This is a genomic window from Corallococcus sp. AB032C, from assembly GCF_003668935.1.
In the GTDB taxonomy this organism is placed as follows: domain Bacteria; phylum Myxococcota; class Myxococcia; order Myxococcales; family Myxococcaceae; genus Corallococcus; species Corallococcus exiguus.
Genome location: NZ_RAWP01000055.1, coordinates 1 through 14,252 on the forward strand (window position 1 = coordinate 1; position 14,252 = coordinate 14,252).

12 protein-coding genes are annotated in these 14,252 nt (G+C 69.5%); 4 read left to right on the top strand and 8 right to left on the bottom strand.

The genetic code is table 11. The features are described from left to right. Positions 1–195 precede the first annotated feature (195 nt). Positions 196–1,506 carry a PQQ-binding-like beta-propeller repeat protein gene (locus D7X99_RS23375; RefSeq protein ID WP_147476236.1) on the top strand — a complete coding sequence of 437 codons (1,311 nt, stop codon included), beginning with the start codon at positions 196–198 and terminating at the stop codon, positions 1,504–1,506. A gap of 69 nt (positions 1,507–1,575) precedes the next feature. Here D7X99_RS23375 and D7X99_RS23380 read toward each other — a convergent pair whose 3' ends face one another. The 8 genes from D7X99_RS23380 to D7X99_RS23415 form a co-directional block, all read right to left on the bottom strand. After that, positions 1,576–2,976 (bottom strand): family 2B encapsulin nanocompartment shell protein, encoded by a 1,401-nt coding sequence (locus D7X99_RS23380; RefSeq protein WP_121779714.1) that lies wholly within the window; start codon positions 2,974–2,976, stop codon positions 1,576–1,578. A gap of 36 nt (positions 2,977–3,012) precedes the next feature. Continuing rightward, on the bottom strand, positions 3,013–4,410 hold the full coding sequence (locus D7X99_RS23385) for a family 2B encapsulin nanocompartment shell protein (protein WP_121779715.1): 1,398 nt from the start codon (positions 4,408–4,410) through the stop codon (positions 3,013–3,015). A 54-nt stretch (positions 4,411–4,464) separates the two neighbouring features. After that, positions 4,465–6,729 (bottom strand): family 2 encapsulin nanocompartment cargo protein terpene cyclase, encoded by a 2,265-nt coding sequence (locus tag D7X99_RS23390; protein WP_121779716.1) that lies wholly within the window; start codon positions 6,727–6,729, stop codon positions 4,465–4,467. Between the two features lie 188 nt (positions 6,730–6,917). Beyond that, positions 6,918–7,328, bottom strand: a complete 411-nt coding sequence (locus D7X99_RS23395; protein WP_121779717.1) for a histone — start codon at positions 7,326–7,328, stop codon at positions 6,918–6,920. A gap of 143 nt (positions 7,329–7,471) precedes the next feature. Next, entirely contained in the window at positions 7,472–8,560 is a 1,089-nt protein-coding gene (dapE, locus tag D7X99_RS23400) for a succinyl-diaminopimelate desuccinylase (RefSeq protein ID WP_121779718.1), read from the bottom strand. A 45-nt stretch (positions 8,561–8,605) separates the two neighbouring features. Then, positions 8,606–9,238: a cupin domain-containing protein gene (locus tag D7X99_RS23405; RefSeq protein WP_121779719.1), complete on the bottom strand. Its 633-nt coding sequence runs from the start codon at positions 9,236–9,238 to the stop codon at positions 8,606–8,608. A gap of 83 nt (positions 9,239–9,321) precedes the next feature. Further along, positions 9,322–10,149, bottom strand: a complete 828-nt coding sequence (locus D7X99_RS23410; RefSeq protein WP_120597335.1) for a 2,3,4,5-tetrahydropyridine-2,6-dicarboxylate N-succinyltransferase — start codon at positions 10,147–10,149, stop codon at positions 9,322–9,324. Between the two features lie 63 nt (positions 10,150–10,212). Then, positions 10,213–10,524 carry a hypothetical protein gene (locus D7X99_RS23415; RefSeq protein ID WP_121779720.1) on the bottom strand — a complete coding sequence of 104 codons (312 nt, stop codon included), beginning with the start codon at positions 10,522–10,524 and terminating at the stop codon, positions 10,213–10,215. Between the two features lie 197 nt (positions 10,525–10,721). Here D7X99_RS23415 and D7X99_RS23420 point away from each other — a divergent pair, with 197 nt between their 5' ends. The 3 genes from D7X99_RS23420 (at position 10,722) to D7X99_RS23430 (ending at position 14,244) form a co-directional block, all read left to right on the top strand. Next, positions 10,722–12,188 carry an aminotransferase class I/II-fold pyridoxal phosphate-dependent enzyme gene (locus tag D7X99_RS23420; protein ID WP_121779721.1) on the top strand — a complete coding sequence of 489 codons (1,467 nt, stop codon included), beginning with the start codon at positions 10,722–10,724 and terminating at the stop codon, positions 12,186–12,188. Between the two features lie 56 nt (positions 12,189–12,244). Next, positions 12,245–12,964 (top strand): glycosyltransferase family 2 protein, encoded by a 720-nt coding sequence (locus D7X99_RS23425; protein ID WP_120575652.1) that lies wholly within the window; start codon positions 12,245–12,247, stop codon positions 12,962–12,964. 245 nt (positions 12,965–13,209) lie between these two features. Further along, positions 13,210–14,244, top strand: a complete 1,035-nt coding sequence (locus D7X99_RS23430) for a rod shape-determining protein (RefSeq protein ID WP_120598366.1) — start codon at positions 13,210–13,212, stop codon at positions 14,242–14,244. Positions 14,245–14,252 lie beyond the last annotated feature (8 nt).

Consider the following 14,252-nt stretch of genomic DNA (forward strand, 5'->3'; position numbering starts at 1 on the left):
GTCCCCGGCTCCTGGACCGGAGGCGGGGCTGAAAAGCCCGATCCGGACAACTGCCAGGATTCGAAGTTGGGGTGCCCACCCTCGGAGCAGCCTTCGCTACCGGGCGAGGTTCCACCTCCGGGGAGCGGCACGCAGACGCCGCCGGGCAATCAGAACCCACAGACACCACCGCCTCCGGTCCAGGAGCCGGGGACCGTGCCGCCCGCATCCGGGGCCACGATGTGGTTCGCGAAGGAGGGCGCCGCGCAGGACGACCTGGCGCTGGACCTGGCGGTGGATGCCACGGGCGACTTCTTCACCGCCGCCGTGCACGGCTACGACGACCTGGAGGCGCGCACGCCCACGGATGACGCCGTGGAGCTGGTCCTCACGCGGCGCTCCGGCGCGGGGCAGACGCTGTGGACCCACGCGTACGACGTGCGCGTGGACGCCACGCCCGAAACGCTGCGCGCGGACGTTCAGGCCCGCGTGGCGGCGGACGGCGCTGGCGGCATGCTCCTGGCCGGCAACATCCAGGGCACGGTGGACCTGGGCACGGGCAAGCTCAGCGACGGCGCCATCGTCGCCAGGCTGTCCGCGGACGGCGCGACGCTCTGGGCGCACCGGGTGCCCGGCGAGCTGAGGGTGAAGGACGTGGCGGCGGATGCGCAGGGCCGGCTGTACGTGGCCTATACGGCGCCGGGCACGGTGGACCTGGGCAACGAGGTGAAGGGGGCCTCGGCCGGCGTGGCGGTGTTCACGGCGGACGGCACGGCGGAGCGCGCCTTCGCCGTGGGCAGCGCGGAGTCCGAGGGCGCGGGCGCCGAGCCCCTGTCCCTGGCCCCCGGCGCGGACGGCAGCGTGGCGGTGGCGGGGCGATACACGGGCACCGTGCGCTTCGGCACCAACGTCACGCAGGGCTCCGTTTCGGGCAGCCCGTTCGTGGCGCTGTACGGGCAGGACGGGGCGCTCGGCTGGGCGAAGCCGCGGCCTGGCGTGAAGGGAAGCGTCCGCGACGTGAGCCGCGACGCCGCCGGTGACGTGGTGGCGGGCGGCGACTTCCAGGGCAGCTTCTCCTGGGCGGGCGCGGCGCTGAAGGGCGCGGCCAGCCCCAGCCCCTTCGTGGTGGTGACGGGCGCGGACGGCACCGAGCGCTGGGCGCGCGACCTGGGCGTGGACGCGTCCGTGCAGGGCGTGGCCATCCACTCGACCGGCGAGGTGCTGGTGGTGGGCTACACGTACTCGTGGCTGGAGAACGGCGCCACGGGCCCAGACGGCCTGGGGTCCGCGCAGCTCTTCACCCAGCGCTTCGACCCCACGGGACAACCACTGGCCTCGCGCCTCTTCCTGGGCACGGCGCCGGAAGCGCGCGGCGAGCTGTACGGCGTGGAGGCGGTGCCAGCGGTGACGTTGATGCCGGACGGCGACGCGGTGCTGTTCGGCTACACAGACCGCGTCACCGACTTCGGCGTGGACAAGTTCAAGCCCACGCGCGGCGACGTCTTCCTGGTGCGCGTGAAGTATTAGGCCCCAAAGACAACGGGCCCGGCGCACTGAAGGCACCGGGCCCGTCCATGTCTCACTGCGGGGAATGCCTCAGCTGCCGAGCGCCACGTTCTCCAGCACGCCCAGCGCGTCCGGGACGAGCACGGCGGCGGAGTAGTAGGTGCTCACCAGGTAGTTCGTCATGGCCTGGTCGTTCACGGCCATGCGCTTCACGGTGAGGCTCGGCTCCACCTCGTCGGGGATGCCCGCGTTGTGCAGGCCCACCACGCCCTGGTCGTCCTGACCGATGCGCATGGCGAGGATGGAGGTGGTGTTCTCCCGGCTGATGGGCAGCTTGTCGCACGGGAGGATGGGCACCCCGCGCCACGCCTGGAACTTCGCCCCGCCCACGTCCACCACCGTCGGGTACAGGCCGCGCTTGTTGCACTCCCGGCCGAACGCCGCGATGGCACGCGGGTGGGCCAGGAAGTAGCGCGTCTTGCGGCGGCGCGACACCAGCTCATCCATGTCGTCCGGCGTCGGTGGACCCGTGCGGGTGTTGATGCGCTGCTTGAGGTCGGCGTTGTGCAGCAGGCCGAACTCCGGGTTGTTGATGAGCTCCCACTCCTTGCGCTCCTTCAGCGCCTCGATGGTCAACCGCAGCTGCTCCGCGGTCTGGTTCATCGGGTCGTTGAAGATGTCCGACACGCGGGTGTGCACGCGCAGGATGGTCTGCGCCACGCTCAGCTCGTACTCGCGCGGCTTCAGCTCGTAGTCCACGAAGGTGCCGGGCAGCACCGGCTCGCCGTGGTGACCGGCGGCCAGCGCGATGGCGGACTGGCCCGCCTTGTCCTGGGGCTTCTTGAGATTGGCCTGGTACCGCGCCACGTGCGCCTTGAGCGCCGGGGACTGGTTGATGAGGGACTCGAACACATCCTGCGGCAGCGCCATCACCGTGCAGGCCGTGACGGCCTTGACGGTGAAGGGCCACACGTCGTTCGACTCCACCACCGCCTGGTCACCGAAGTGGTCGCCGTCCGCCAGCGTGTCCAGCACGACGGGGTCGCCGTACTTGCCGGCCTTCAGCTTCTGCGCCTTGCCGTGCGCCAGCAGGATCACGTGCTCGGCGGACTTGCCCGCCTCCACGATGGTGTCCCCGGCCTTGTACTGCTGCTGGGTGAAGCGGCTGGCCAGGGTGCGGATGAGCAGGTCATCCACGTCCTGGAAGCCCCGCATCAGCGGCAGCTTGAGCAGCTCCTGGGGGATGATCTCCACCTTGGCGCCGATGTTGCTGAAGTTCAGCCGGTCGTCGCCCACGGTGTACGTCAGCCGCCGGTTCACGCGGTACGTGCCGCCGGACACCTGCACCCAGGGCAGGATGTTCAGCAGGTAGCGGGGCGAGATGCCCTGCATCACCGGCTGCGTCTTGGTGGTCGTCGCGAGCTGGCGGGCGCCGGCCGTGCTCAGGCTGGTGCCGTCGTGCGCCGCCAGGTTCTTGTCTGGATTCGCCATGGAATGCCTTCCGTTCGGTCAGGGGGACGGCGACGACTACGAGCGGCCCAGTTCCACGCTCTCCAGGATGCCCAGCGCGTCCGGCGTCAGCACCGCCGCGGAGAAGTACGCCGTCACCAGGTAGTTCATGATGGCCTTCTCGTTGATGCCCATGAACCGGACGTTCAGGCTGGGCTCGATCTCATCCGGGATGCCCGCCTGGTGCAGGCCGACGACGCCCTGGTTCTTCTCACCCGCGCGCATCAGCATGATGGACGTGGTGCGCGACTCGCTGATGGGCAGCTTGTTGCAGGACACGATGGGGATGCCGCGCCACGCGGGCACCATGGTCCCGTTCACGTCGGTGCTGGTGGGGTAGATGCCGCGCTTGTTGCACTCCTGCCCGAACGCGGCGATGGCGCGCGGGTGGGCCAGGAAGAACGACGGCTCCTTCCACACCGTGGCCAGCAGCTCGTCCATGTCGTCCGGCGTCGGCGCGCCGGAGCGGGTGTGGATGCGCTGCTTCAGGTCCGCGTTGTGCAGCAGGCCGAACTCACGGTTGTTGATGAGCTCGTGCTCCTTGCGCTCCTTCAGCGCCTCCACGGTCAGACGCAGCTGCTGCTGGGTCTGGTTCATGGGGTCGTTGAAGAGGTCCGCGACGCGCGTGTGGATCTGCAGCACGGTCTGCGCGATGGCCAGCTCGTACTCGCGCGGGTGCGTCTCGTAGTCCACGAAGGTGCCGGGGAGCACGGGCTCGCCGTGGTGGCCGGCGGCCAGCTCGATGGCCTTCTGGCCGGACGTGTCCTGCTTCTTCTTGGAGCGGGCCTTGAAGTTGTCGATGTGCTTCTGCAGCGACGGCACCTGCGCCACGACCGCCTCGAAGGCGGACTGCTGCAGGACCAGCGCGATGACCGGCGTCACGGCCTTCGCCGTGAACTGCCAGTAGTCCTGCGACTCCAGCAGCGCCTGGTAGCTGTAGTGGTCGCCGTCCGCCAGCGTCTCCAGCACCACCGGCTCACCGTACTTGCCGGAGCCGACGCGGTTCACCTTGCCGTGGGCGATGAGGACGATGGAGTCCGCTTCCTTGCCGGCCTCGGTGATGACCTCACCGGCCTTGTACTCCTTCTGCTCGAAGCGGTTGGCCAGCGCGGTGAGCGCGTCCACGTCCTCGTAGCCGCGCAGCAGGGGCAGCTCGCCCAGCTCCTGCGGAATCACCTGCACCTTGGCGCCGGTGCTGGTGAAGGTGACGCGGCCGTCACCCACCGCGTAGGTCATGCGGCGGTTGACGCGGAACGTACCGCCGGACACCTGCACCCACGGCAGCAGCTTGAGCAGCGTCCGCGAGGAGATGCCCTGCATCTGCGGCTCGGACTTGGTCGTCGTCGCCAGCTGACGCGCCGCCTGCGTGCCGAGGCTCTGGTTGTTGTCGTCGAACTTCTTGATGTCGTTGGACATGGGGTCACCCTTCTCCAGGTTGAAGAATCAAAAGGCTTCGGACTGCGGTTGAACTCAAGGCTTGCCGGTGCGGAACAGCTCGGCGATGCGCATCGCGGACTTGCCCAGACCGGAGACGTTCCCGGCCTTGAACTTGGGCGCTGCGTCGTGGGTCAGCTCGGTCTCCGTGTAGCGGGTCACCTCCGCGTGCCACCGCGGGATGCCCGCCATCCACTGCTGGAGCTGCTCCACGTACTTGTTCAGCTTCTCCTGCGCCTTCGCATCCAGGTTGAAGGTGCGGATGACCACCGGCAGCTCCTTGGCCACCAGGTGCTCGAACTGCTTCATGCGCGCGGTCATCAGCTCGTTGACCGTGAGGACAGCCGTGTCCTTGTCCACGCCCAGGAACTTCTGGACCACGAGCACGCAGTTGTTGAGCTCGCCCTCGAACTCAATCTCCTTTTGATAGGAGAAGAGGTCGTTGACGAAGCAGGCGTAGTCCGCGGCGGAGTTCTCCAGCCCGCGCAGCGTGCGGGTGTTGAAGACGTCCTCCGGCACCGCGTCGCCCTTGGAGAGGCGCGACAGGCTCATGGTGAGGTCCGAGCCGAACGTCTTGCGGCGCATCTCTATGTAGTCCACGGGGTCCGGCACGCGGTTGACGATCTGGTTGTTCAGCTCCCACACCCAGCTGTCCGTCATGTCCTGGATGGCCTTGCGGAACAGTGTGCGGCCACGCGACGACAGCGGGCCGGCGGTGCGCTTCCACAGGTCCACCAGGCCCAGCTCCACCGGGTTGGTGGGCACCGCGGCGTTGGCGGCCTCCACGTCATCCGGCATGAACTGGCCCAGCCGCGCGGTGAACATCTTCGCGCCCGCCATGTCCCGCGTGTTCGCGTAGAGCATGGGGAAGTAGTCGTCCGCGTAGGTGCCCCAGACGAGCCAGCACGCCGTCAGGTCCAGCTGCTCCGGCGTCGCGTCCGGGTGGATGTACGCGCCGCAGAGGGCCACGTCCGCCGCGTCGAACTTGTGGTCGTCCCAGACGTAGAACCCCACGACGGGAACCACCTCCAGCATGCCCACCCGCCGCGCCCACTCCTTGGAGTGCTTGCGCGCGCGGTCCAGGTGCGGGCTCAAGTACGTGCTGTACGGCATGTAGAACTTCGGCAGCTTCGTGGGGCCCACGTGCTGGCGGGGCACGTGGCTCAGGGAGCGGGAGCGAGGCCCCAGTCCCAGCCCGCCGGGCGTCAGCGGAATCCGCAGCGCGGAGGTGCCCAGGCCGGAGGGCACGGGGATGGACAGCGCCGGCCGCTCCTCCGAGTGCTGGTTCATGTAGCGGTTGGAGCGCATGTGCCACTCGTGGCCGCCGGACTGCCAGTCCTGGAGTCCGCGCAGGTACGTGAGCACCTGCGCCTGCTCCACCGGGTTGAGCCCGTACTCCGCGAACAGCCACGGCAGCTCCGTGGCGAACGTGGTCTCGAACTGCTGGAGCCGCGACGTCAGCAGGTCGTTGACCAGGTCCGCCGCGCGCTGGGTGTCACAGTCGAGGAACGTCTCCACCACCAGCACGCCGTTGGAGAGCTCGCCCTCCTCCAGGATTTCGCGCTCGTAGGAGAACAGGTCGTTGCGCAGGTGCACCGCGTCCGAGAACGTGTCCTTGAAGACGCGCATCGGGCGGCTCTTCACGACGCGGTCCGGAATCTCCGCGGCGACGGCGTGCTCCACCAGGTCGGACGACCAGGGCGCGCCGCCCACCTTGCGGCGCATCTCGATGTACTCGATGGGGTTGGAGATGCGCGCCTCGCTGATGTTTTCGATCTCCCACATCGATTCATCGAGCAGGTGCTTGGTGTTCTCGAAGAAGCGCTTGCGCCAATCCATGGACATGGAGGGCACGGTGCGCTGCCACAAATCCCAGAGGCCGCGCTCCACCGCGTTGGTGGGCTCCGGCGGCGTCTGGGACATGTCCAGCGGCATGAACAGCGGCAGACGGTCCAGGTAGGCCTGCCCACCCGCCACGTCGCGCGAGTACTTGAAGACCTCCAGGAAGTGGTCGTCGAAGTAGAAGACCCAGACGTACCAGTCCGTGATGAGGTCCAGCTCCGGGCCCGGCGCCTCCGGGTGCGTGTACGCACAGAGCAGCGCGTAGTCCATGCCGTCGAAGCGGCGCTCGGACCAGATCTCGCGGTCCGTGCCATCCCTCGGCGGCCCCAGGATGCCCATCTGGTACGACCACGCCTTGGTGTGCGCGCGGGCCGCTTCCAGGTTCGGGTTCAGGCGCGCCGGCCACGGCACGTAGAACTCCGGCAACTGGAATGGCTGCTTCTGCTTCCCCTTGGACATCTCCACCCCTCGTTGGACCCCGGACGACTAGTACTGTCGTTCAGTGTCCAACTCCACGCCTATCAGGCCCAGCCGGAAAACTCGATTAATCCGGCGAATAAGGGGGCGCGGGGATGGAAGATGACCCGCCCCTGGGTCACTGGCGGGAACCCGGTGATGGGGGGTATTTCCGCCAGCGACGGGGGCTGTTAGCGGCGCGTGGAGCGGCGCGACGGGCTCTTGCGAGCCGTCGTCTTGCGCGCGGACTTGCCACGGGCGGACGTCTTGCGTGCGGTACGTCCGGCGGCGGCGCGACGGGCCGGAGCCTTGCGGGCGCCGCGCTTCGCAGTGGCCTTCTTCGCCGTACCGCGCTTCGCGGTGCCGCGCTTCGCGGTGGCCTTCTTCGCGGTGCGCTTGCCCGCGGCCTTCTTCGCGGTGGTGCGCTTGGAGGTTGCGCGCTTCGCGGCCCCCGTGCGGCGGGACGATGCCTTGCGGGCACCCTTCCGCGCGCCGGAGGAGCGGCGGCGCGACGGAGTGGCGGGCGTCGCCTCACCGACCGGCAGGATCGTGTTGGACGACGGGGTCTCGTTCGGGTCCTGCATGTTCGACTCGGCGTGCATCAACAACCTCCAGGGATGACGACCCTGCAAGGGTAAGCGCAACCGCCGGAGTTGCATCCATGCCCCCCTGCGCAGATGCACGCCACCTGACGAATGCGCGAGGCCGAGAATCCGGCCCCGGAGCGCACGACGCTCGCGAGCCGCTAAGCCGCGCCCTTCAGGAACGCGGCCAGCTTCTCGTACGCCACGGCCAGCGGAGGGATGGGCGCGCTCTCGTGGAGCTGGTGCGCCTGCGCCGTCTCACCCGGTCCGAAGTTCACCGCGTCCACGCCCCACTCACCGAAGCGGGCCACGTCCGTCCACGCCTGCTTCGACGCGGCGGGCAGCCCCGTGAGCGACATCAGCCGCTGGAACAGCGGGTTGCCCGCGGCCACCGGCCCGCTGGGTGACGCGTCCGTGAACTCCACCTCCGCGCGGCCCGCCACCAGCGCCAGCACGTCCTCCTTCGCTTGCGCCACGGTCTTGCCCGGCGCGAAGCGGTAGTTGAGGTTCAGCTCGAACGCCTCCGGCACCACGTTGCGCGCCCGGCCGCCCTTGGCCAGCGTGGCGCTCATGACTTCATAGAAGGGGAAGCCCGCGACGTTGACCTCCACGCGCTCGCGGCCCAGCAACTCCGTGAGCAGCGGCCCCGCCTTGTGGATGGCGTTCTCCCCCTGCCACGGCCGGGCGGAGTGCGCGCTGCGCCCCGTGAAACGGACGGTCACCTGCATGCTGCCGACGCAGCCCACCTGCACCACGCCGTCCGTGGGCTCCATGGCGATGCCGAACTTCACGTGGGACAGGTCCGGCCGCTTCGCGTACAGCGGGATGAGGCCACTCTCCGCGTAGGCGCCCTCCTCGCGCTCGTACAGGAGGAAAGCCACGTTGACGGGCAGCGTGTCGCGCTTGAGGTCCTCCGCCAGCGCCATCATCACCGCGACGCCGCCCTTCATGTCGGACGCGCCCAACCCATGCACGCGCTCCCCTTCGATGCGCGGCGCGCGGCCCACGTCCCCGGGGTGCATGGGCACCGTGTCCAGGTGACCGATGAGCGCCACCGTGGGCCGGGGGTCCTCCAGCGAGCCCAACAGCAGCGTGTGCCCGACGCGGAAGACCTCCTCGCGGCGGAAGTGCTTCAGCGCCCAGCCTTCCACGTGGTCCGCGATGGGACCCTCGTAGCCAATGGGGCTTTCAATGCGACACAGCTCGAGCGTCGTCTGGGCGAGTCGGGTGGCGAGGTCGGTGGAGGACATGCGCGAAGCACCATACTCCCCGCCCGGGCCCGGGACATCGTCCCGTCAGGCGCCGTCCGCCAGGTCCTCGAAGGACGTCACGCCATCCAACACCGAGACGCAGATGCACGCGGGCCCCTGCAGCGCGGTGAAGTCGTGCAGCGAGCCGTCCGTCTTCTCCAGCTCGTCCCCGGGCCACACCTCGTGGCCGGAGTCCTCGCGGAAGCCGCCCTCCAGCACCAGGTTCCACTCGCGGCCCAGGTGCGTGTGACGCGGGTAGCGGGCGCCGGGCTGGAGGCGCACGATGGCGGCCATCATCCCCTCGCGCGCCGGGCCCGTCTCCACCGGCATCAGCTCCACGCCCTCCACCGGGCCGGGCATCCAGTGGGACGGCTCCGACATGGACTCCAGCAGCTCTCGGGCCCGAGCCTCCGCCACGTCCAGGAACGCGGCGACCTTCCCGGCCTGGCGGGCGAAGCGGCCGGGGCCCTCCATCTGCTCCATCAGCCGCTGGAGCGATTCGACGGGGGGCGCCACCGGCTCCACGAGCGCCCCCAACGCATCCACGGCGGGCGTCAGCCGGGCCAACTCCGCCCGGCAGTGCGCACAACCGTCCAGGTGCCGTGCCGCGGCGTCGCGCCGGGCCGGCTCCAGGGTCCCGAGCAGCCACTCGGGGAGGATTTCGTCGAGGTGTTCCATGCTCTCCTGAAAACGACGCGGCCGTAACAAGTCGCGTAACAACTCCTATACGCGACCCCGCCCGCGCCGGATTTGTCGCAGGCTCACACCGCGACGGCGAAGTCCCGCAGGGCGGAGTTGAGGCTGGTCTTCTGGTCGGTGGACGCCTTGCGCTGCCCGATGATGAGCGCGCACGGGACCATGAACTTACCGGCGGGGAACTGCTTCTCCCGCATGCCCGGAATCACCACGCTGCGCGCCGGCACGCGGCCCTTGTGGATGACCTCCTGGGTCCCGGTGACGTCGATGATCTGCGTGGACGCGGTCAGCACCACGTTGGCGCCGAGCACCGCCTCCTCCTCCACCACCACGCCCTCCACCACGATGGAGCGGCTGCCCAGGAAGGCGCCGTCCTCGATGATGACCGGCGACGCGGTGGGCGGCTCGAGCACGCCACCCAGGCCCACGCCGCCCGACAGGTGGACGTTGCGGCCCACCTGCGCGCACGAGCCCACCGTGGCCCAGGTGTCCACCATGGTGCCCGCGCCCACCCGCGCGCCGATGTTCACGTACCCGGGCATCACCACCGCGCCCCGCTCCACGAAGGCGCCGTAGCGCACGGTGCCCGGCGGCACCACGCGCACACCCGCCGCCTCCAGGCCCTTCTTGAGGGGCACCTTGTCGTAGAACTCGAAGGGGCCCACCTCCATCACCTTCATCTCCGACACGGCGAAGAACAGGAGGATGGCCTCCTTCACCCAGGCGTTGACCCGCCAGCCTTCCGGGCCCTTCTCCGCGACGCGCAGCTCCCCGGTGTCCAGCCGCGCGAGCGTCTCGCGCACCGCCGCCACCGTGTCCGCGTCCTTCAATTTCGCCCGGTCCGCGAACGCCGCGGACACCCGCTGGGAGAGCTCTTCGAGGGAAGTCGCCATGACGCCAGGTTGAATCACACTTCAGGTGTCCACGCCCTCCTCAATGTCCACCGCCGGACGGCCTCACGCGTGCGACGGCTCGAGCCCCAGCACCAGGGGCAGGGTCTGTGTCGGGATTTCTCCGTGAAACATGGCGTCCGCGTGAGTCAGCGGGCCCGTGCCCTCCTTCAGGATGACGGCGCCCTGGAGCACCCGGCCCACGGCGGACAGGGGGGCCTCCTTCCAGTGGCGATGGCGGACGAAGGGCGAGCGCCGGACGTAGAGATGCTCCTGGCCGATGAGGGCCACGTACCCCAGGAGCTTCCCGTCCGCCGAGCGGACGCGCATGCCGCTGATGATGGAGCGCCGTTCGGACGGCGTGTCGTCGAAAGCCATCGGTCGTCTCCTCCTGTGCGATGGAAAGGTGGGGACGGCCCGGGGTCGCCGCGAGCCACCCGCCCCTTGCCGGGCCCCTGCCCGCCCGGTCCCTCCGGGAGCGGAAGGGTTCCGCCGGCCGGCCTGGAGCCCATCCGTCACCTCGTGCCCCGGTTTCCCGTACCCGGGAGATGCGCTCCCGTTAGCGTGCGCCCGCCATGACGACCCCCGTCTTCCCTCCGCTGCGCGCCGCCTATGAACCGGAGGCCTTCCGGACCACCGCCCACGCCCTGATGGATCAGCTCGCGGACTACCTGAAGGCCGCGCTCGCCGGGGGCGCGCTGCCGGTGCTGCCCTGGGCCCCGCCCGCGGTGAATCAGGAGCGCTTCGCCACGGCCTTTCCGGAGGAGCCGGCGCCAGAGCCTTCACAGGCCTTCGCGTCACTGATGGCGCGCGTGCTGGAGGGTTCGCACCACCTGCACCACCCGCGCTACGTGGGACATCAGGTGACGGCGCCCGTGCCGCTGGCCGCGCTGTGCGATGCCGTGTCGTCGCTGCTCAACAACGGCATGGCCGTGTACGAGATGGGCCCCGTCGCCACCGCGATGGAGCACCACGTGCTCGCGTGGATGGCGGCGAAGCTGGGCCTGCCTCCCAGCGCCCGGGGCGTGCTCACCTCCGGCGGCAGCGCGGGCAACCTCACCGCCCTGCTCGCCGCCCGTCAGGCGAAGGCCGGCTACGACGCGTGGAACGGCGGCGCGCACGCGGGCCCGCCCCTGACGGTGCTGGTCCCCCGCTCCGCCCACTACTGCCTGGCCCGCGCGGTCCGCATCATGGGCTGGGGCGAGGGCGGCCTCACCCCGGTGGACGTGGACGACCACTTCCGCGTGCGGCCGGACGCCCTGGAGGACGCGCTCGCCCGGGCCACCCGCGCGGGGCGCAAGGCCATCGCCGTGGTGGCCAGCGCGGGCTCCACCGCCACCGGCGCGTTCGACCCGCTGGAGCCCGTGGCGGACTTCGCGCAGAAGCACGGCCTGTGGTTCCACGTGGACGGCGCGCACGGGGCCGCGGCGTCCCTGAGCCCGAAGTACCGCGCGCAGGTGAAGGGCATCGAGCGGGCGGACTCCGTGGTGTGGGACGCGCACAAGGGGCTGCTCATGCCCGCGCTGGTGACGGCCGTGCTCTTCCGCGACGGCGCGCGCTCCTTCGACGCCTTCTCCCAGGAGGCCCACTACCTCTTCCACGGCGACGGCGACGACGCGCGCCCCTACAGCGACGTGGGCCTGCGCACGCTGGAGTGCACCAAGGAGATGATGCCCCTCAAGGTCTACGCGTGCCTGTCCGTGCTGGGCACGCGCGTCTTCGAGGAGGCCGTCACCGCCTCCTACGACCAGGCCCGGCGCTTCGCGGGGATGCTCACCGCCGCCCCGGACTTCGAGCTGGCCCTGGAGCCCGACTGCAACATCGTCTGCTTCCGGCACACCCCCGCGCACGTGCCGCCGGAGGGCTGGGACGCGCTCCAGGTCCGCCTGCGTGAAGCGCTGGTCTCCCGTGGAGATTTCTACCTGGTGCAGACGCGGCTGCCCCGGGGTGTGTACCTGCGCACCACGCTCATCCACCCGCTCACCGGGGACGCGGACCTGGAAGCCCTGCTGGACACGCTCCGGAGCGCGGCCCGGCCCTGAATTTTGTGTGCAAGGGAGTCGCCCTGGCGGGGGAAATGCGATAGGGCGGGGCCGCCATGCTCGTCTCGCTCGTCATCCCCGTCTACAACGAGATTCCCACCCTGGCGGAAATCCTCCGGCGCTGCATCGCCGTGGACTTCCCCAAGGAGCTCGTCCTGGTGGACGACTGTTCCAAGGACGGCAGCCGCGAATTCCTGCGCCAGCTGTCCGAACAGGGTCTGGAAGTCCTGGGGGGCTCGCCGAAGAACCGGAACGAAATCCGGGTGCTCTTCCAGGAGAACAACCAGGGCAAGGGGGCCGCGCTGCGCCGGGGCTTCGCCGAGGCCACGGGCGACATCGTCCTCGTGCAGGACGCGGACCTGGAATACGACCCCCGGGACATCCCCCGGGTCATCCAGCCCATCCTGGACGGCGACGCGGACGTCGTCTTCGGCAGCCGCTTCATCGGGTCGCCACGTCGGGTGCTGTACTACTGGCACACCGTCCTCAACAACCTGCTCACCACGCTCTCCAACATGACGAGCGGGCTGAACCTCACGGACATGGAGACCTGCTACAAGGCCTTCCGCGCGGAAGTCATCCGCTCCGTGCACGTGGAAGAGGACCGGTTCGGCTTCGAGCCCGAAATCACCGCCAAGGTGGCGCGCGGCAACTGGCGCGTCTTCGAGGTGCCCATCAGCTACCATGGGCGCACCTACGAGGAGGGCAAGAAGATTGGCTGGAAGGACGGCGTGCGCGCCCTCTACGCCATCGGGAAGTACTCGCTGAAGCGCTGAGAAGCCCGGACGTCCGCCCGGCTGCTGGCCTGGGGAGGACGCGGGTTGGGGTCCTTCAGGAAAAGCGCGGTCCGAATGCGGACAAGGGAACAGACGGGCGGGTGCGGTTGGTTGTCCAGCGAGCGGCGCCCAGAGAGGGGCTCCGGCTTTTCTTCCTCCGTATTGCGGCGCGTAGTAGTTTCGACAACGCACTCCGTCTGAAGGGCGGAGAGTTTCCCGGCCCTTCCGAAAGTTTCCGTCCCCGTATGTTCGACTGGCTCCACACCCTGTTTTCGCGCGACCTCGCCATCGACCTGGGTACGGCGAACACGCTCATCTACATCCGCGGCCAGGGCATCGTGTCCAACGAGCCCTCCGTCGTGGCGGTGCAGCATGACTCGCGCGGCGGCAAGAAGGTGCTCGCCGTGGGCAAGGAGGCCAAGGAGATGCTCGGCAGGACGCCGGGCAACATCGTGGCCATCCGGCCCATGAAGGACGGCGTCATCGCCGACTTCGAAATCACCGCCGCGATGCTGCGCTACTTCATCCAGAGCGCGCACAACCGCAAGACGCTGGTGAACCCGCGCATCATCATCGGCATCCCGTCCGGCATCACGGAGGTGGAGCGCCGCGCGGTGCGTGAGGCGGCCGCCAACGCGGGCGCGCGCGAGGTCTACCTCATCGAGCAGCCCATGGCCGCGGCGATTGGCGCGGGCCTGCCGGTGACGGAGCCCAGCGGCAACATGATCGTGGACATCGGCGGTGGCACGTCCGACGTCGCGGTCATCAGCCTCGCGGGCATCGTGTTCGCCAAGTCCGTGCGCATCGGCGGCGACAAGCTGGACGAGGCGATCATCCAGTACGTCAAGCGCAAGTACAACCTGCTCATCGGTGAGCGCACGGCGGAGCTCATCAAGATGGGCATCGGCACGGCGTACCCGACGGACGAGGTCATGACCATGGAGATCAAGGGTCGCGACCTGGTGGCCGGCGTGCCGCGCACGCTGACGGTGTCCAGCGACGAGGTGCGAGACGCGCTCGCGGAGCCCGTCAACGGCATCGTCGAAGCGGTGAAGCTGACGCTGGAGCGCACGCCGCCGGAGCTGGCCGGTGACATCGCGGACAGGGGCATCGTGCTGGCCGGTGGTGGCGCGCTGCTCAAGAACCTGGACACGCTGCTCCGCGAGGAGACGGGCCTGCCGGTGTTCCTCGCGGAGGACCCGCTGTCCGCCGTGGTGATTGGCGCGGGCAAGGCGCTGGAGTCGTTGGACATCCTCCGCCAGGTCTGCCAGCCGGGCTGAGGTTCCCC

Coding starts and splice junctions, on each gene's coding strand:
- D7X99_RS23380 (WP_121779714.1), bottom strand. CDS start 2,976: ATGGCGAATCCAGACAAGAACCTGGCGGCGCACGACGGCACCAGCCTG.
- D7X99_RS23385 (WP_121779715.1), bottom strand. CDS start 4,410: ATGTCCAACGACATCAAGAAGTTCGACGACAACAACCAGAGCCTCGGC.
- D7X99_RS23390 (WP_121779716.1), bottom strand. CDS start 6,729: ATGTCCAAGGGGAAGCAGAAGCAGCCATTCCAGTTGCCGGAGTTCTAC.
- D7X99_RS23395 (WP_121779717.1), bottom strand. CDS start 7,328: ATGCACGCCGAGTCGAACATGCAGGACCCGAACGAGACCCCGTCGTCC.
- dapE (WP_121779718.1), bottom strand. CDS start 8,560: ATGTCCTCCACCGACCTCGCCACCCGACTCGCCCAGACGACGCTCGAG.
- D7X99_RS23405 (WP_121779719.1), bottom strand. CDS start 9,238: ATGGAACACCTCGACGAAATCCTCCCCGAGTGGCTGCTCGGGACCCTG.
- D7X99_RS23410 (WP_120597335.1), bottom strand. CDS start 10,149: ATGGCGACTTCCCTCGAAGAGCTCTCCCAGCGGGTGTCCGCGGCGTTC.
- D7X99_RS23415 (WP_121779720.1), bottom strand. CDS start 10,524: ATGGCTTTCGACGACACGCCGTCCGAACGGCGCTCCATCATCAGCGGC.
- D7X99_RS23420 (WP_121779721.1), top strand. CDS start 10,722: ATGACGACCCCCGTCTTCCCTCCGCTGCGCGCCGCCTATGAACCGGAG.
- D7X99_RS23425 (WP_120575652.1), top strand. CDS start 12,245: ATGCTCGTCTCGCTCGTCATCCCCGTCTACAACGAGATTCCCACCCTG.
- D7X99_RS23430 (WP_120598366.1), top strand. CDS start 13,210: ATGTTCGACTGGCTCCACACCCTGTTTTCGCGCGACCTCGCCATCGAC.